16 protein-coding genes are annotated in these 16892 nt (G+C 64.8%); 9 read left to right on the top strand and 7 right to left on the bottom strand.

What is annotated here, in order from left to right; all coding sequences use genetic code 11:
* Positions 1-26 precede the first annotated feature (26 nt).
* The 3 genes from J1C48_RS16920 (at position 27) to J1C48_RS16910 (ending at position 2945) form a co-directional block, all read left to right on the top strand.
* Positions 27-1178 carry a fatty acid desaturase family protein gene (locus J1C48_RS16920; protein WP_207259189.1) on the top strand — a complete coding sequence of 384 codons (1152 nt, stop codon included), beginning with the start codon at positions 27-29 and terminating at the stop codon, positions 1176-1178.
* A gap of 47 nt (positions 1179-1225) precedes the next feature.
* Complete coding sequence (locus J1C48_RS16915) at positions 1226-1540, top strand: MocE family 2Fe-2S type ferredoxin (RefSeq protein WP_207259188.1); 315 nt, start codon at positions 1226-1228, stop codon at positions 1538-1540.
* A 211-nt stretch (positions 1541-1751) separates the two neighbouring features.
* On the top strand, positions 1752-2945 hold the full coding sequence (locus J1C48_RS16910) for an NAD(P)/FAD-dependent oxidoreductase (protein WP_207259187.1): 1194 nt from the start codon (positions 1752-1754) through the stop codon (positions 2943-2945).
* A 519-nt stretch (positions 2946-3464) separates the two neighbouring features.
* On the opposite strand, the gene J1C48_RS16905 is transcribed toward J1C48_RS16910, so the two are convergent.
* A complete protein-coding gene (locus J1C48_RS16905; protein WP_207259186.1) occupies positions 3465-3860 on the bottom strand; it encodes a (R)-mandelonitrile lyase in 396 nt (131 codons plus the stop codon).
* Positions 3861-4006: 146 nt separating this feature from the next.
* On the opposite strand from J1C48_RS16905, the gene J1C48_RS16900 reads away from it, so the two are divergent.
* Positions 4007-4897 carry an SMP-30/gluconolactonase/LRE family protein gene (locus tag J1C48_RS16900; RefSeq protein WP_207259185.1) on the top strand — a complete coding sequence of 297 codons (891 nt, stop codon included), beginning with the start codon at positions 4007-4009 and terminating at the stop codon, positions 4895-4897.
* Positions 4898-4960: 63 nt separating this feature from the next.
* Here the strand turns inward: J1C48_RS16900 and holA are convergent, their stop codons facing one another.
* The 3 genes from holA to leuS all read right to left on the bottom strand — a co-directional run bounded on the left by holA (position 4961) and on the right by leuS (position 9316).
* Positions 4961-6004, bottom strand: a complete 1044-nt coding sequence (gene holA, locus J1C48_RS16895; RefSeq protein ID WP_207259184.1) for a DNA polymerase III subunit delta — start codon at positions 6002-6004, stop codon at positions 4961-4963.
* A gap of 119 nt (positions 6005-6123) precedes the next feature.
* A complete protein-coding gene (locus J1C48_RS16890) occupies positions 6124-6711 on the bottom strand; it encodes a hypothetical protein (RefSeq protein ID WP_207259183.1) in 588 nt (195 codons plus the stop codon).
* Complete coding sequence (leuS, locus tag J1C48_RS16885; RefSeq protein WP_207259182.1) at positions 6698-9316, bottom strand: leucine--tRNA ligase; 2619 nt, start codon at positions 9314-9316, stop codon at positions 6698-6700. Before leuS ends, J1C48_RS16890 begins: the two co-directional genes overlap by 14 nt.
* A 148-nt stretch (positions 9317-9464) precedes the next feature.
* On the opposite strand from leuS, the gene J1C48_RS16880 reads away from it, so the two are divergent.
* Positions 9465-10133, top strand: a complete 669-nt coding sequence (locus J1C48_RS16880; RefSeq protein WP_207259181.1) for a YggS family pyridoxal phosphate-dependent enzyme — start codon at positions 9465-9467, stop codon at positions 10131-10133.
* On the opposite strand, the gene J1C48_RS16875 is transcribed toward J1C48_RS16880, so the two are convergent.
* Positions 10124-10771 carry a DedA family protein gene (locus tag J1C48_RS16875; protein ID WP_207259180.1) on the bottom strand — a complete coding sequence of 216 codons (648 nt, stop codon included), beginning with the start codon at positions 10769-10771 and terminating at the stop codon, positions 10124-10126. The genes J1C48_RS16880 and J1C48_RS16875 overlap by 10 nt on opposite strands.
* Positions 10772-11187: 416 nt before the next feature.
* Between J1C48_RS16875 and J1C48_RS16870 the strand changes: the two genes are divergently transcribed.
* The 4 genes from J1C48_RS16870 to J1C48_RS16855 all read left to right on the top strand — a co-directional run bounded on the left by J1C48_RS16870 (position 11188) and on the right by J1C48_RS16855 (position 15215).
* Positions 11188-12288: an AI-2E family transporter gene (locus J1C48_RS16870; protein WP_207259179.1), complete on the top strand. Its 1101-nt coding sequence runs from the start codon at positions 11188-11190 to the stop codon at positions 12286-12288.
* 180 nt (positions 12289-12468) lie between these two features.
* On the top strand, positions 12469-12867 hold the full coding sequence (locus tag J1C48_RS16865) for a DUF1761 domain-containing protein (RefSeq protein WP_207259178.1): 399 nt from the start codon (positions 12469-12471) through the stop codon (positions 12865-12867).
* A 144-nt stretch (positions 12868-13011) separates the two neighbouring features.
* Positions 13012-14961 (top strand): acetate--CoA ligase, encoded by a 1950-nt coding sequence (gene acs, locus J1C48_RS16860; RefSeq protein WP_207259177.1) that lies wholly within the window; start codon positions 13012-13014, stop codon positions 14959-14961.
* Positions 14962-15059: 98 nt separating this feature from the next.
* The gene (locus tag J1C48_RS16855) at positions 15060-15215 is read left to right on the top strand and encodes a hypothetical protein (RefSeq protein WP_207259176.1); all 156 of its coding nucleotides are present in this window, start codon (positions 15060-15062) and stop codon (positions 15213-15215) included.
* Positions 15216-15704: 489 nt separating this feature from the next.
* On the opposite strand, the gene J1C48_RS16850 is transcribed toward J1C48_RS16855, so the two are convergent.
* Both J1C48_RS16850 and J1C48_RS16845 read right to left on the bottom strand, forming a co-directional pair.
* Positions 15705-16409, bottom strand: a complete 705-nt coding sequence (locus tag J1C48_RS16850; protein ID WP_207259175.1) for a hypothetical protein — start codon at positions 16407-16409, stop codon at positions 15705-15707.
* A gap of 114 nt (positions 16410-16523) precedes the next feature.
* Entirely contained in the window at positions 16524-16874 is a 351-nt protein-coding gene (locus J1C48_RS16845) for a hypothetical protein (RefSeq protein WP_207259174.1), read from the bottom strand.
* Positions 16875-16892 lie beyond the last annotated feature (18 nt).

Below are 16892 nucleotides of genomic sequence, written 5' to 3'. Positions count from 1 at the left end.
TCCGATAGATTTGAGGAGGTTCGCGCATGTCTCTTATCGCAGATTCACCAGAGGCCGGTGCCTTGGACGCCGTTCCGCTTCGCCCCCGCCGCTCCACGCGTCGCGACTACAGCTTGGTCGGAGAGGAGGGGCAGCAGGCTGTCGAAATCGGTCTTGCATCGGCGCAGTGGTACCACAGTGACGTTCCGCGCAAGCAGATGAAGGAACTGATGAAGCGCGAAGATGGGCCCGCGATCCGGGATACGGCGATTTGGATCGGGTCCATGGTCGCTTTCGCAGGAATTGCGGCTTGGCTCTATCCCTCGCTTTGGTCGATCCCGTTCTTCCTGGCATACGGGACACTCTACGGGTCCGCGTCGGACAGCCGCTGGCATGAGTGCGGCCACGGGACGGCCTTCAAGACCCGTTGGATGAACGATTGGGTCTACCAGATCGCTTCGTTCATGATGATCCGCAACCCGGTTGTCTGGCGATGGAGCCATACCCGCCACCATACTGATACAGTGATCGTCGGGCGCGATCCGGAGATCGTTTTCATGCGGCCGGTCGAGGCGATGAAAGTCGCGCTGAACTTCGTCGGCATTCTCGACACCTGGCACGGTTTGAAATCGATGGTGGTCAACACGTTCGGCGGCCTGAGTGAAGAGGAAAAAACCTTCGTCCCGGAGATGGAATGGTCTCGCGCGATCAAGATCGCCCGCATCTGGTTCGCCATTTATGCCGCAACCGTCGCCCTTGCGATCGCGACCCAGTCATTCCTGCCCCTTTTGCTCGTCGGCTTGCCGAGAATGTACGGTGCGTGGCACGGGGTCATGACGGGTCTCTTGCAGCATGGCGGCCTTGCCGAAGACGTGATCGACCACCGGCTGAACAGCCGTACGGTCTATATGAATCCGGTCAGCCGGTTCATCTACTGGAACATGAATTACCACGTGGAGCATCATATGTTCCCGATGGTTCCTTACCACGCCCTTCCCCGACTTCATGCTTTGATCAAGCACGACTTGCCCCGGGCGAACACGTCGATCTTTGACGGTTATCGTGAGATGTGGCCGGCAGTGCGTCGCCAGATGAAGAACGAGGATTATTTTCTGAAGCGCGAATTGCCCGCGACAGCCAAGCCCTATCGCGGCGAGTTTCACGAAGTCGAGCCAGGTTTGCGTGCCAAAGCCGCGTAAACGCCATTACTGAACAACATGCCGAAATATGGAGGAGAATGATCGTCATGGCCAATTGGATCGAAGTCTGTGCCGAGGGAGAGATCGAGGAGGAAGATGTCATTCGCTTCGATCACGACGGTCGCACCTTCGCCGTTTATCGCTCGCCGGACGATGCCTACTTCGCGACGGACGGGCTTTGCACCCATGAGCAGATCCACCTTGCCGACGGTCTCGTGATGGACGAAGTGATCGAGTGCCCGAAGCATAACGGCCGCTTCGATTACCGGACCGGCGAGGCGCTCGGTGCCCCGGTTTGCGTCGATCTCAAGACCTACCCGGCGAAGGTCGAGGGCGGTCGAGTTCTGATCGATTTGGGGTAAGGCTGGATCAAGATACAACTCATTCAGGCGGCGATCCGTCGCTGCCTGAGTGAGAGCGCAGCAATCGATGACGAGGATAAATCTCGTCGAAACAAGGGTCTGCCGCATCCTTGGCGTCAAATTCGATCGATGTCTGCAGGCAGACGCTGCGTGTGGCCGTCAGTGTGGCCGGTGACATCATCGCGATCTAATTTATCTGAGATTGAATCCCATGGACGACATCGTGATCATCGGCGCGGGAGAATGCGGCGTACGCGCCGCCTTCACCCTGCGCAAGCTTGGCTTCGAAGGCCGGATCGTGCTTTTCGGCGCGGAGACAATGGTGCCGTACGAACGCCCGCCGCTGTCCAAGGCGAAAGCGCCGGAACACAAGCCGATCGCGGCCCGCGAGGCCTTCGAGGAGGCGCAGATCGACCTGCGCCTTGGCGTGACGGTGAGGGCGATCGACACCAGGGCGAAGACGGTGACGCTCGAAGAAGGGGCGAGCCATTCTTACGGCAAGCTGCTGATCGCGACCGGCGCCCGCGCGCGGCTCTTCCCCGGCATGGACGATTGCCTGACCCTTCGCACCCACGAGGATGCCGAGACGATCATGCGCCATGTTGAGCCGGCCGCGACGATCGGCATCGTCGGCGGCGGCTTCATCGGGCTGGAGCTCGCGGCGACCGCGGTCAAGGCCGGCGCGGATGTCACGGTGATCGAGGCCGGTCCGCGCATTCTCGGCCGCGCCGTGCCGGAGGAGATCGCCCGGCTCGTGCATGAGCGCCACGCGGCCGAGGGTGTCACGCTCCTCACCGGAACGGGCGTCGAAACGGTGCGCGCGACGGGCGTGACGCTGTCGGACGGGCGCGAATTCTGCTTCGACAAGGTGATCGCAGGCGTCGGCGCCCTGCCGAACACCGCGCTGGCAGAGGACGCAGGGCTCGACGTCGAGAATGGCATCGTCGTCGACGGCAGTTTCCAGGCCTCGGCCAAGGACGTCTATGCCGCCGGCGATTGCTGCCGCTTCCCCTGGCGCGGCACACCGGTCCGGCTTGAGAGCTGGAAGGCCGCGCAGGATCAGGGCACCCACGTCGCGGAGGCAATGATGGGGACATTGGCACCTTACGAGAAGGTGCCTTGGTTCTGGTCCGACCAATATGATTTGACCCTGCAGGTTGCCGGCCTCTTCGACCCGCGGTTCCAGACGCGCTCGCGTGGCGCAGGCGCTGCCGGCGACACGCATATTGTCTTCCAGTGCGATACGGCCGGAAAGCTCGTTGCCGCCGCTGGGATCGGGCCGGGCAACACCGTCGCCAAGGATATCAAGCTCTTCGAGAAGCTGATCGAGAAGAATGCCCCGCTGGACCCCGATGCATTGGCCGATCCCTCTCACAATCTGAAGACGTTTCTCAAAGCGGCCTGACGGACATGACATCACCTGTGTGAGATGTCGCTGAGTTGCCGCGATGTTTCATGCATTGGCGTCGACCTCATCGGCCCGCCTCCGTTGGAAGCACCGGAGGGTCAAATCCGAAAGCGATCTCCACGGTCTCGAGGCCACTCCATTTCGCCCGTCTGCGGGTTTCATCCGCGCGACGCTCGCCTGAATACACACCTCTGCCCCTCTCAGCCGTCATCCTCGGGCTCCGGCCCGAGGATCCAGGACAACGGCAGAAGCTGCGCACGGCCGTTTTCGGCTTGAGACCGGCGCCTCCCTACAGCATCGGCCCGACAATCGGAATCGATTTTCGGCAAAGCACGATGCGTCGATTCCAAGGGTTCGAGCGACCTGTCTGCGTCCGATAGGACGCAGGGCGCACTAAAGCATGGTGCCGAAAAATTGCATGACTTTTCGAGTCACATCATGCGCCAAAACAATGGCTTACAGCGGAATGGCGATTCCAGTTTATCGCATTCCGCTCAAGGCGGCCGATCGACCGGCTCAGCCGTCGTAATCGGCGTCTGAGACGTGCTCCAACCAGTCGACGGGGCTGCCGTTCTGGCGCTCCTGAATGGCGATGTGGGTCATGCCGGTGGTGGCCGTCGCACCGTGCCAGTGTTTCTCGCCCGGCGCGAACCATACGACGTCGCCCGGCCGAATGGTCTGGCGGGCCTGACCTTCGCTCTGCACCCAGCCGCAGCCCTCGGTAACGATCAGCGTCTGGCCGAGCGGATGGGTGTGCCAGGCGGTGCGGGCGCCGGGCTCGAAGGTCACCCGGGCCATGGCGACGCGGGCGGGCTCCGGAGGGCTCGCCAGCGGATCGATGCGAACGCGTCCAGTAAAATAGTCGGCCGGACCGGGATTGGACGGCGTCTCGCCAACGGGTTTGAGGTCCATCGATCTGCTCCTCATTGGGGGTGATCGCCCTTCGGGCGGGCCGGCTTGCGGCTGGCCGAGGGGCTGTCGAGCCGATATAAGGTCGGCGCCGCGGCGGTCGAGAGAGACTGCCCTGTCCGCTCTTCCAACCGACCGGATTTCAGCCCATGACCGAACGCCTTGATCTCGTTCTCGATTCGCAATGCGCGCTCGGCGAATGCCCGGTCTGGTCGCCGCGCGAGACCGCGCTCTATTTCGTCGACATCAAAGGTATGAAGCTGCATCGCCTCGAGCCGGAGACCAAGCGCCACACGGTGATCGCCTTGTCGGAGGAGATCGGCTGTTTCGCGATCCGCAAGGATGGTGGCTTCATCGCCGGCCTGCGTTCCGGCGTCTGGCATCTGGCGGCCGACGGCTCGCGCGTTGCGATGCTGGCGCCGAACCCCGAACATCACGCGACCAACCGCTTCAATGACGGGCGCACCGATCCACGTGGGCGATTCTTTCTCGGCACGATCGACGAGCCGAAGGCCGGCGCGACGGCCGGGCTCTATCGCTTCGACAAGCGGGGGCTGGCACAGATCGAAGGTGGGCTCACCACCTCCAACGGCCTGGCCTTTTCGCCCGATGGCCGGGTGATGTACCATTCCGATACGCCGCGCTTCACCATCTATGCCTATGACTACGACGTCGAGACCGGCACGGCGTCAAACCGGCGGATCTTCGCGCAGCTGCAGCCGAACCCCGGTGGCGGGGGCGGGCGGCCGGATGGCGGCGCCGTGGATGTCGAGGGCTGCTACTGGACGGCGCTCTATGATGGCGGTCGGGTGCAGCGCTATTCGCCGACGGGCGAGCTGTTGGCGGAATATCAAGTGCCGGCGGGCGCGCCGACGATGGTGGCCTTTGGCGGGGCGGATATGAAGACGCTCTATATCACCTCGGCGCGGGACGGCCGGCCGGCGGACGAACTCGCCCGTTTGCCCCATTCGGGCGGGATTTTCAGCCTGCGCACAAAGGTGCCGGGGGTTCCTGAGCCGCTGTTCGACCCGGAGGCTTGAGGTTTACGATCGGAGGGCAAGGCTCGACCGGGCCCTCGACAGACGATGCGTGCAGGCGATGCGTTATGACCGGCGGGCCCGCAGTTGGGCGGCCGTAACGGCGGTGTCGATCAGCGTGCGGTGGGTGATGGCGAGGGCGAGGTGGGCGTCCTTGCGGCTCGCCAGAATGTCGGCCTCGATGGTCTGCAGCCGCGCGTCGATCGCCTCCAGCGTCCAGGCGTTGAGGGCGGCTTCCAGCGCCGCGCGGCGGCGAAAATGCGGGCGGCGGCGCTCCACCGCGCGGGCCACCGGCTCGCCGCGCCGCTCGACCCCCTCGCGCAGCGCTTGCAGCTGCTGGAAATAGCGCAGCAGCGCCTGATGCAGCTGGAAGGTCGCGGTGCCCGCCGTGGTCAGCCGGTCGATCAGATGCGGCAGCCGCTTCACCGCGCCGGCCGCCGCCGCGTCGATCGCTTCCTCAAGCGCGTCGGCCGAAACGTCGCCGACGATCGCGACGACATCCGCTTCGGTCACCGTTGGCGTGCCAAGGGCGTAGAGGCAGAGCTTCTTCACCTCGCCGCGCGAGGCGATCCGGTCGGCGCCGAGCCGGGCTCTGAGGGCATCGCGGGCGTCGCGGTCCATGGTCAGGCCGGCGGCGGTCAGCTCCTCGTCGATCATCTGGTCGAGCGCCCGGCCTTCGTCCTGATAACAGGGCAGGGCCATCCCATGGCGCCCGCGCTCGACATTCAGCCGCAGGCCGGCGTTTTTCTTCAGATCGCCGGCCTCGACGATGATCAGCGTGTCGGGAAGGTGTTCGGCTGCAAGCTCGCCGACCGCGTCGCAGAGTGCCCGCCCGGCGCCGGCGCCGCGCACCCGCACCAGCCGCTTGCCGCCGAGCAGCGACAGGGTTTTCGCCTCGTCATAGAGCCGGCCGATATCCTTTTCCAGATCATCGGCGGCCAGCGTCACGGCCGCGAAGGGATCGCTCGGGTCGACGCCAAAAGCCTGGGCCAGCTTGCCGGCGCGTTCGGCGACAAGGCCGGTGTCGGGGCCGTAGAAGACGACGAGGGAAAAGGCGAAGTCGGGCCGAGCGAGAAAGGCATCGACCTCGCTGGCTTTCTTTTGGGCCACGCGGCTTGCGTCCTCCTGCTGCGCCGCGACGAGCCGGCGGCGCCAAAGATGAAATCCTTCACGCCGCTGCGCTTCGAGCCAATCGCCGACGCTTCAGGGCGGACCGCGGATCGATGCTTCTAGCCGGCGCTCTTCGACAGCGCGGTGGCGATGGCGAGTTCGAGCGAGCCGGCAAGCTCCGTGCTCGCTTCCTTACGGGCATTCTTCAGGGCGCGCTGGCTCTGATAGAGCTGGATCGTCTGGTCGTAGGGCACCGTCACCGAGCGTGTGCCAGAGGCGACCACGACCCGGTCGGCAAGCCGCACGACCTGATAGGTCGCGGTCTCGATATAGATCACCGAGCGCGACACGCCTTCACTCTGCACGATCGTGCCGCGCGCCTTGCCGGTGACGGCGAGCTTGACCTCGTAGAGCGGATTGGTGACCGGCGTGCCGCGATTGAGGCGGAACAGAAGCTCGTTGCGGACCAACTGATCGGTGCGGGTATCGGCCTCGGTGATGGCGATCCGGCCCGTATAGGGCAGGCGCGACTGGGTGCTGCCGAAATCGACCGTGGCAACGCCGTAAGTGCCGTAGAGCGGGCCGGCGCGGCAGCCGGCAAGCAGCAGCGCTGCGCCGGCCATGAGCGCTCCGGCGGCAAGGAGGAGGGTGCGAGCCGGGCGCCGCTGGGACAGGGCAGGGCGCAGGGCGCGATCAGACGACGACATTGACGATTCTCCCCGGCACCACCACCAGCCGTTTCGGCGCCTGGCCGGCCAATGCGGCGCTTACGAAATCAAGCGACAGCACGGCCGCCTCGATGTCAGATTTGCCGGCGCTGGCGGGCATGGTCAAGTCGCCGCGCTTCTTGCCGTTGATCTGAACCGGCAGTGTGACCGTATCGTCAGCGAGCAGGCTCGCCTCGACGCTCGGCCAGGGGGCCGCTGCGGCAAGGCCCGCTTCGCCGAGCTCGTCCCATAAGGCTTCGGCAAGATGCGGCATCATCGGCGCGATGACGCGGGCGAGCATCGACAGCGCCTCGCGGGCCGCGGCCGCCTGGCCGGCGTCCCCGACATCGAGCTTGCCGAAGGCGCTGGCCAGCTGGTTGACCAGCTCGTGCACGCGGGCGATCGCCTTGTTGAAGGCGAGGCGCTCGATATCGTCGCCGACGCCGGCAACGGTGCGGTGGGCGAGCTTGCGGATGTCGCGGGCGAGGCCGGTGTCGCCGGGCGCGACGCTCTGGCCGGCCCCACCGAGCTTCTCCGCCGTCTCGGTGACGAGCCGCCACAGCCGCTGGACAAAGCGGTGGGCGCCCTCGACGCCGGCCTCCGTCCAGATCACGTCGCGGTCGGGCGGCGAGTCGGACAGGACGAACCAGCGGGCGGTGTCGGCGCCGTAGGAGGCGATGATGTCGTCCGGATCGACGACATTCTTCTTTGATTTCGACATCTTTTCGATGCCGCCGATTTCGATCGGTGCGCCGGTGGAGATGCGGGTGGCGCTGCGCTGGCCGTCGATCTCCTCGATCCGCACATCGGCCGGGGCGACCCATTCGCGCCCGTCGCGATAGCTCTCATGGACGACCATGCCCTGGGTGAACAGGCCCTTGAAGGGCTCGTCGAGATCGAGATGGCCGCAGACCTTCATCGCCCGGACGAAGAAGCGCGAATAGAGGAGGTGCAGGATCGCATGCTCGATGCCGCCGATATACTGATCGACCGGGAGCCAGGCATTTGCGGCGGCGGGCTCGGTCGGCTCGTCGGCATGCGGCGCGGTGAAACGGGCAAAATACCACGAGGAATCGACGAAGGTGTCCATCGTGTCGGTTTCACGTGAAGCATCGCCGCCGCATTGCGGGCAGGTCGCCTTGCGCCAGGTCGGATGGCGGTCGAGCGGATTGCCGGGCTTGTCGAAGTCGATGTCCTTCGGTAGCTCAACCGGCAGGTTCTGGCGCTTTTCCGGCACCACGCCGCAGCGTGGGCAATGCAGCACCGGGATCGGACAGCCCCAATAGCGCTGGCGCGAGACGCCCCAGTCGCGCAGGCGATAATTCACCTTGCGGGTGGCCTGCGGCGCGCCGAAGAGCGGCGTCGCCTCGAGCTTTTCGGCGACCGCCTCGAAGGCCTCGTCCGGCGTCTTGCCGTCGAGAAAATCGGAATTGTAGATCGCGCCGTCGTCCGTATAGGCCTTGTCGCCGACCGAAAAGGCCACCGGATCCTCATGCGGCGGCAGCACCACCGGCTTGACCGGCAGACCGTATTTGCGGGCAAAATCGAGGTCGCGCTGATCGTGGGCGGGGCAGCCGAAGACCGCGCCGGTGCCGTATTCCATCAACACGAAATTCGCCACATAGACCGGCACCCGCCAGCTGTCGTCGAGCGGATGGATCGCCTCGAAGGCCGTCCGGTAGCCCTTCTTCTCGGCGGTCTCTAGCGCTTCGGCCGAGGTGCCTGTCTTGCGGCATTCGGCGATGAAGGCGGCGAGCGCCGGATCGCTTTCGGCCGCCTTCGCCGCCAAGGGATGATCGGCCGCGACCGCGATGAAGGAGGCGCCGAACAGCGTGTCCGGCCGGGTGGTGAAAACCGTGACCTCGGCGTCGGCCTCGGGCGCGGTGTCGGCGGCGAGCGCCCAGCGCAGCATCAGGCCCTCGGACTTGCCGATCCAGTTCTTCTGCATCAGCCGGACCTTTTCCGGCCAGTTCGGCAGATGGTCGAGGGCGGCGGCGAGATCGTCGGCGAAGTCGGTGATCTTGAAGAACCACTGGATGAGCTCGCGCTGTTCGACATCGGCGCCCGAGCGCCAGCCCTTGCCGTCGATCACCTGCTCATTGGCGAGCACGGTCATGTCGACCGGGTCCCAGTTGACCTTCGACTTCTTGCGATAGGCCAGGCCCTTGTCCAGCATGTCGAGGAAGAGCATCTGCTGGCGATGGTAATATTCGACGTCGCAGGTGGCGAATTCCCGCGACCAGTCGAGCGACAGCCCCATCGACTTCAGCTGCTTGCGCATGGTTTCGATGTTTTCGTAGGTCCATTTCGCCGGATGCACCTTGTTCTGCATCGCGGCGTTTTCGGCCGGCATGCCGAAGGCGTCCCAACCCATCGGATGCAGGACATTGAACCCCTTGGCCCGCTTGTAGCGCGCCACCACATCGCCGAGCGCGTAATTGCGCACATGGCCCATATGGATGCGCCCGGAGGGGTAGGGGAACATCTCGAGGACGTAATATTTCTCGCCGGCCGCTTCGGTCTTCGTCTCGAAGAGCTGCGCCTCGGCCCAGGCTTTTTGCCATTTCGGCTCGGCGGTGCGGGGATTGTAGCGTTCGGATGCCATAGTCGGGATGCTTTTCGCTGGGAGAGCCGTCTTGGAAGTCGTTGCCCGTCGTTCAACACCGCTTCGCAGGACCCGTCAACCAAGCTTGCTCGCGGGGCGTCGTTTGATATGGGAGCAGGGCGACATGATTGTTGGAAGGACGTCAGCCATGCCCATCGCCGAGCGATACCGAGCCGTTCTATCCGCGATCGACAAGGCCGCGACGGGGGGCGGCCGCCCCGCCGGCGCCGTGACTCTCGTCGCGGTGTCGAAGACCCATGACGCGGCGGCGATCCTGCCGGTGCTCGAGGCCGGGCAGCGGGTGTTCGGCGAGAACAAGGTGCAGGAGGCCAAGGCCAAATGGCCGGCGCTGCGCGAGCGCTTTCCGGACATCGAATTGCGGCTGATCGGGCCGCTGCAGTCAAATAAGGCGGCCGATGCGGTCGCGCTGTTCGACGTGATCGAGAGCGTCGACCGGGAGAAGATCGCTCGCGAGCTGGCCAAGGAGATCGCCAAACAGGGCCGCACGCCGCGCCTCTATGTCCAGGTCAACACCGGCGAGGAGCCCCAGAAGGCCGGCATTCTGCCGAGCGAGGCGGTCGCCTTCGTTGCGCGCTGCCGCGAGGAACACGGCTTGGCGCTCGAGGGCCTGATGTGCATTCCGCCGGCGGATGAAAATCCCGGCCCGCATTTCGCGCTTTTGAAAAAGCTCGCCGGCGAGGCGGGTCTCGACAAACTTTCCATGGGCATGAGCGGCGATTTCGAAACCGCCGTCGAGATGGGCGCGACCTCGGTGCGCGTCGGCTCGGCGATTTTCGGCGCGCGCGACTACGCCTGACCTTCGCCGCCGAGGCCTTCGCGGGCCTGCCGCCGGCGGCGGCGCCAATACCAGATCCCGGCGGCGATGAGCGCGAGGATCATCACGGCATCGGCGATGTGAAAAGCGGTCTTCATCGCCGGGCTGTCGTTCCAGTGATCGCCGAGCAGCTTGCCCACCCAGGCAAGGCCCAGACACCAGATGAACGAGCCGGCGAAGGTGTAGAGGTGGAAGGTCAGCCGGTTCATCCGCGCCATGCCGGCCGGCACCGCGATGAAGGAGCGCACCACCGGCAACAACCGCGCCAGGAACACCGCCGAGGCGCCGTAGCGGGCGAAGAACTTTTCCGACAGCACCAATTCGCGCTCGCTGAAGATCGCCTTGTGGCTCCAGCGCTCGATCAGCTTGCGCCCGCCACGGGCACCAACGGCGTAGGCGGCCCAGGAGCCGAGATTGCAGCCGATCGCCCCGGCCAGCGACACCATGATGAGATCGAACCGTCCGGTCGAGGCGAGATAGCCGGCAAACGGCATGACGATTTCGGACGGGATCGGCAGGCAGGCCGATTCAAGCGCCATCAGAACAGCGATGCCGGGCAGGCCGAGCGCCGAGATGACGGCAAGCACCCAGGCGGAGAGCGTGGCGATGATGGAGGTCATGAAAGCGACTTCGAACCTGCAGGTAAGCGTGCGGTCTGCCGGCAACGGCCGCACGGATGGTGATCGATCGACGCGGATCGCCGTGATGCCGGGCCAGAGCGTTGCGAGGGGGCTTGGCGATGGTTTGGCGGATGCATGGGGCTGTAACGGCGCATGGGGGGCAAGGGTAGCGCGGCACACTATACGATTTCGTAACATTGCGCCGATGCTGGCGGCGGACCGATGCGTTCCGGCAGTCGGACAATTCCCACCTGCGGCGCATGCGCTCGGCGGCGTCCAAGGTGAAACGCCACTCTAAGCCTTGCGGCGCGTGGCTTTGGCGCGAAAGCCGGTAGCCGGCCATCGCTTCGCCAACTGTCCCTACGGCAATCGGGCGCCATATCGGCTGGCGCACCCCCTGTGACGGAGAGCCGCGCGTGAAAGACGAGGTCGAGGAAGAACTCACCAAGAAGGCGACGATCGTCACCGCGGTCGTGCTTGCCATGACGGCTACGGCAGCGTTGGTGTGGGCCGCGGCACCCGCTCTCCTGCTAATCTTCGGCGGCCTGCTCCTCGCGGCGATCGTCGCCGCGCTTGCCCGGCCGCTGCGCTGGGCCGGCCTGCCACGCAACTGGGCCTTCTGGATCGTCGTCGGCTTTCTGGTCGTTGCCATCGGCGGCGGATTGTTTTGGGGCGGCTTTACCCTGGTCACCCAGTTCAACGATCTGTGGCATCAGCTGCGCGAGCAGCTGCATGCGCTCGCCAAGACCGTCTCCGACATGGGCATTCCGTCCGGCCAGGGCGACAAAAGCGCCGGAGGCAACGGGGCAAATGGCGGTGATGGCGGCCGATCGCTGGGGCTCGATACGCTGCTGCCGAACCCGTCCGGGATCTTCTCCTCCGCTTCTCAGGCGATGTTCTCGGTGCTCGGCGGGCTCGGTAACATCTTCGTCGTCGTGTTTATCGCGATCTTTCTGATCGCCCAGCCGGATATCTATCGGCGCGGCCTGGTCAGCCTGTTTCCGAAGTCGAAGCGCCGCCGTTTGAACGAGACCATCGGCGCCGCCACCGAAGAGCTGATCCTGTGGGTCTGCGGCACCGGCATTTCGATGGCGATCGTCTTCGTCGTCACCTTTGTCGGCCTATGGCTGGCGGGCATGCCCACCGCCTTCCTCTTGGCGCTGCAGGCCGGGTTGCTCGCCTTCATTCCGACGCTCGGCCCATTCATCGCCGGCATCCCGATCGTTCTTGTCGGCCTGTCGGAATCGATGTCGATGGCGGTCTGGGGGCTCGGCATCTATGTCCTGGTGCAGGGCGTCGAGAGCAATGTCGCCCAGCCGCTCGCCCAGCGCTACACCTCATCGCTGCCGCCGGTGCTGACGCTGGGCGCCCAGGCGGTGTTCGGCGTCTTGCTCGGCACCCTTGGCATTGCGCTGGCGGTGCCGCTGGTGGCGGTGATCATGGTGTTCGTGCGCGAGCTTTATGTGGAGGATACGCTCGGCGGCATCTATGACGAGCGCGACGGCGCGGCGCCATGAGGGTGCCGGCGCCCCGCAACGAAGCGGCGGCAAGGGCGTTGTCTCGAAAACCGCGTGGCGCGCCACGGCATCATGTGAGCGATGCCCATCTTCCGCTTCGATCATGCGGTGCCACGCCATCACCCCCGGCGAGGCTCCGCCGGCCGCCGCTCATGTTTCACGTGAAAGGATCTCAGCCCCATGGGTCTTGCCGATGCCGCCAATCCCGTTCCGAGCCTCATTGCCGCGCTTCTCGCCTTCGGCTTCGGCTTCTTCTGGCACAAGCTGTTCGAAAAGCCCTGGATGACGGCGCCGGGCTACGAGGGCGAGCCCGGCCTCAAATTCGCACCGCTGCTCATCGTCTTCATCGCCTATTTCGTCATCGCCGAAATGTTGGCCGGCGTCTCTGCCCATATCGGCGGGATCACCCTGCAAAATACCCTGCTCAATGCCCTGATCGTCTGGGCCGGCTTCATCCTCGCGCCGATGGTCGTCGACCATTCCTTCGAGGCCCGGCCGCGCAAACAGACTCTGATCAATGGCGGCCACTGGCTCGGCGTCTTCATCATCATGGGCGTGGTGATCGGCACCTGGGGATGAGTAGACGGCGACAGACTGGCTGGGATGGCGCTTGCCGAAAGTCTAACGCTGTTCACCTGGACCTTGCCGGGATTCCTGCCCTAAATGCGGGGGAGGAGGCCGCCGACCAAGCGGTTCGCATGTAGCATGTCTGGGAGGAAGACGATGACGACGATCGCCGTTAAGGACGAATGGAAACGCCGCGCCAAGATCGACGACGCGACCTATAAGGCCTGGTACGAGACGAGCGTCTCCGATCCGGAAGGCTTTTGGGGCGAACACGCCAAGCGGATCGACTGGATCAAGCCGTTCTCCAAGGTCAAGAACACCTCCTACGCCCCGGGAAACATCGACATTCGCTGGTTCGAGGACGGCACGCTGAACGTCGCGGCCAACTGCATCGACCGGCATCTGGCGACCCGCGGCGATCAGGTGGCGATCCTTTGGGAGGGCGACGATCCGAAGGACTCCAAGGCGATCACCTTCAAGGAGCTGCACGAGAATGTCTGCCGCATGGCCAACATTCTGATCGAGCGCGGCGTTACGAAGGGAGATCGTGTCACCATCTATATGCCGATGATCCCCGAGGCGGCCTATGCCATGCTCGCCTCGGCGCGGATCGGGGCGATCCATTCGGTGGTGTTCGGCGGCTTTTCGCCCGACGCGCTGGCCGGCCGGCTGGAAGGCGCCCAATCGAGCGTGCTGATCACCGCGGACGAGGGGCTGCGCGGCGGCAAAAAGGTGCCGCTGAAAAAGAATGCCGACAAGGCCTGCGAGATCGCCGCCAAGGCGGGGCAGAGCGTCGACACCGTGCTGGTCGTCCAGCGCACCGGCGGCGAGGTGGCCTGGACCAAGGACCGGGACGTCTGGTGGCACGAAGCCCGCGATGAGGTTTCCGCCGACTGCCCGCCGGTCGAGATGGGCGCGGAAGATCCGCTCTTCATCCTCTACACCTCGGGCTCGACCGGCAAGCCGAAGGGCGTCGTCCACACCTCGGGCGGCTATCTCGTCTATGCGTCGATGACCCATGACTATGTCTTCGACTACCATGACGGCGACATCTACTGGTGCACCGCCGATGTCGGCTGGGTGACCGGCCACAGCTATATCGTCTACGGTCCGCTCGCCAACGGCGCGACGACGTTGATGTTCGAGGGGGTGCCGAACTATCCGGATGCCGGCCGGATGTGGGAGGTGGTCGACAAGCACAAGGTCAACATCTTCTACACCGCGCCGACGGCGATCCGCGCGCTGATGGGCGCCGGCGACGACAAGGTGACCCGCGCTTCACGCGCAACGCTGAAGGTGCTCGGCTCGGTCGGCGAGCCGATCAATCCCGAAGCCTGGACCTGGTATTACAAGGTGGTGGGCGAGGAGCGCTGCCCGATCGTCGACACCTGGTGGCAGACCGAGACCGGCGGCATCCTGATCACCCCGCTGCCGGGGGCGACCGCTTTGAAACCCGGCTCGGCGACCCGGCCCTTCTTCGGCGTCCAGCCGCAGATCGTCGACAATGAGGGCGCTGTTCTTCAGGGCGCGACCGAGGGCAATCTCTGCATCATCGATTCCTGGCCCGGCCAGATGCGAACCGTCTATGGCGATCACGAGCGCTTCGAGCAGACCTATTTCGCCACCTACAAGAACAAGTATTTCACCGGCGACGGCGCCAAGCGCGACGAGGACGGCTATTTCTGGATCACCGGCCGCGTCGACGACGTCATCAACGTTTCCGGCCACCGCATGGGCACCGCCGAGGTGGAATCGGCGCTGGTCGCCCATCCAAAAGTCTCCGAGGCGGCCGTCGTCGGCTATCCGCACGACATGAAGGGCCAGGGCATCTACTGTTATGTCACTCTAATGGAGGGCGAAGAGGGCTCCGAGGCGCTGCATAAGGAGCTCGTCGCCCATGTGCGCAACGAGATCGGCCCGATCGCCTCGCCGGACAAGATCCAGTTCGCCCCCGGCCTGCCCAAGACCCGCTCGGGCAAGATCATGCGCCGCATCCTGCGCAAAATCGCCGAGGACGATTTCGGCTCGCTCGGCGACACCTCGACGCTCGCCGATCCGGCCGTCGTCGACGATCTGATCGACAACCGGCAGAACAAGAAGGGCTGACCGGCGGGCGGTCGCGACGCGTATCTCGTTTCGCAGAACCCTGGCCCCGAAGTCTTCAGGCCGTGGCGCGGCGCGGTGGAGGGGAATGGCCCACCGCGGTGCCCGGCCTGCCGCGCGATGAGCCGGCAACGGCGTTGCGCCAGGCCCTGGACGCGGCGGGAATCGACCCGGCGCGGTTTCTGGCGATCGAGCCCGGCGGAACGCTGGATGTCGCCGCGATGCGGCCGACGGCCGAGCCGCTGGGTGCGGGTTGAGCAATGGCGGCATTGGGCGAAAGACGGAGGGCGTTTGTCCGAGAGATGCCAGGCGCATCCAGTGTTGCGAGCGCCGTCAGCCGCAATGTTGCCGGAGATTGCTCGCTGAGCTTGTGCGAGACTGGCGAAAATTCCGGCAGCCTCTTGCACGGCCCGAATCCGCGCCCCATACTCTTCTTTGTGTTCAACGAAGTGAAAGGAGGTGATCCAATGTCGAGTGATTGTCTGAAGCCGGTTGGATCTATGATTCTCGGTGTTTCGACGGAGCAGCCTCCGCGCTTCGCCTGAGAATTGCGGATACCGCCACGGTCTCTGACGACCGCCGGCTGACGCAGATCACGGGGCCGCTTTCCCTGCCGGGAAAGCGGCCTTTTGATGTTTGGGGGCTGTTTCGGGGTGCAGATTTCGCCATCGGAGGGGCCCGCATCGCGGTCTTTTTCGTCGGACCGCCTTGCGGTTCAGCCCCTGAGCTTTGTCCTGATCCGCCGATCAGGGGAGCTTGCCCTCCAAGGCCTGCGGCAAGGGGGGCGCTTCTGCCGGCAGGCCCGGAACGGGAGCGGCGAGCGGTGGTTTCTTGGCGGGATAGGGGCGCCAGCGTTCAAAAAGAGAGATTGCGATACTACGAGTTAGGTTGCCGAAATTGTCGACCAGAGCATCGAGGTTAGGCGTTTTATATCGAAAGAAACGGTCCTGCGGTTGGCGATAGGGGGGCCAGCCACCGGCTTTCAGCAGCGCGCCTTGTGCCCGGATGTCGTCGATGATCTCTCGCTCTTCTGAATTGAGGCGATCCCAGACGGCATCGGCGTCGGCGCACAGATCATCGATCATCGCGATCAGCACCGGCACATGCCGCGGCTTGAGCAGGCCATGACCACGCAAAACCAAGTAGAGCCGCCCGAGCGCATCATCCAGCCCGTCCGGATCGACGATGTCCGCCACGCAGGCAAGATCTCCGGACCCCACCACATAATAGATCGTCCCGGCATAGCTGTGAGGGACCGGGATCGGCAGGCGCCGCCGCCCGATCTCTTGCTCGATCCAGGCGATTTCGAGCAGCACGCGGCCATCGGGGGTGTCGTTGGTCAGCCGGCGCTCGCCGCCCAGCGCGCGCCGCAGATCGGTGATGGCGGCCATGGCATCGGCATATTCCTCCTCGATGCCCGGCCCCATAATGGCGGGTGTGATTTCGATCATGGCCAGAAAATCTCCTGGATGGCGCTGAATGGATCGCAGGATGTTTGACGGCGGAGGCCGCATCGGTCTCGCAGCTGCCTGCTTTGTCTGGGCCCCGCCGCCCGGATCCGCCGATCAGGGGAGCTTGCCCTCCAAGGCCTGCGGCAAGGGGGGCGCTTCTGCCGGCAGGCCCGGAACGGGAGCGGCGAGCGGTGGTTTCTTGGCGGGATAGGGGCGCCAGCGTTCAAAGAGCGACGCTGAGACATCCTCGGCACGATTACCGAAATTGTCGACCAGAGCATCGATATTCGGCGTTTTATATCGAAAGAAGCAATCTTGTGGTTGGCGATAGGGAGGCCAGCCACCGGCTTTCAGCAGCGCGCCTTGCGCCCGGATGTCGTCGATGATTTCTCGCTCTTCTGAATTGAGGCGATCCCAGACGGCATCGGCGTCGGCGCACAGATCATCGATCACCGCGATCAGCACCGGCACATGCCGCGGCTT

Source organism: Jiella flava, assembly GCF_017349315.1.
Taxonomy (GTDB): domain Bacteria; phylum Pseudomonadota; class Alphaproteobacteria; order Rhizobiales; family Rhizobiaceae; genus Jiella; species Jiella flava.
Note: the sequence above shows the minus strand (reverse complement) of the source record. Positions and strands in the feature narration are given on the sequence as shown.

Coding starts and splice junctions, on each gene's coding strand:
- J1C48_RS16920 (WP_207259189.1), top strand. CDS start 27: ATGTCTCTTATCGCAGATTCACCAGAGGCCGGTGCCTTGGACGCCGTT.
- J1C48_RS16915 (WP_207259188.1), top strand. CDS start 1,226: ATGGCCAATTGGATCGAAGTCTGTGCCGAGGGAGAGATCGAGGAGGAA.
- J1C48_RS16910 (WP_207259187.1), top strand. CDS start 1,752: ATGGACGACATCGTGATCATCGGCGCGGGAGAATGCGGCGTACGCGCC.
- J1C48_RS16905 (WP_207259186.1), bottom strand. CDS start 3,860: ATGGACCTCAAACCCGTTGGCGAGACGCCGTCCAATCCCGGTCCGGCC.
- J1C48_RS16900 (WP_207259185.1), top strand. CDS start 4,007: ATGACCGAACGCCTTGATCTCGTTCTCGATTCGCAATGCGCGCTCGGC.
- J1C48_RS16890 (WP_207259183.1), bottom strand. CDS start 6,711: ATGTCGTCGTCTGATCGCGCCCTGCGCCCTGCCCTGTCCCAGCGGCGC.
- leuS (WP_207259182.1), bottom strand. CDS start 9,316: ATGGCATCCGAACGCTACAATCCCCGCACCGCCGAGCCGAAATGGCAA.
- J1C48_RS16880 (WP_207259181.1), top strand. CDS start 9,465: ATGCCCATCGCCGAGCGATACCGAGCCGTTCTATCCGCGATCGACAAG.
- J1C48_RS16875 (WP_207259180.1), bottom strand. CDS start 10,771: ATGACCTCCATCATCGCCACGCTCTCCGCCTGGGTGCTTGCCGTCATC.
- J1C48_RS16865 (WP_207259178.1), top strand. CDS start 12,469: ATGGGTCTTGCCGATGCCGCCAATCCCGTTCCGAGCCTCATTGCCGCG.
- acs (WP_207259177.1), top strand. CDS start 13,012: ATGACGACGATCGCCGTTAAGGACGAATGGAAACGCCGCGCCAAGATC.
- J1C48_RS16850 (WP_207259175.1), bottom strand. CDS start 16,409: ATGATCGAAATCACACCCGCCATTATGGGGCCGGGCATCGAGGAGGAA.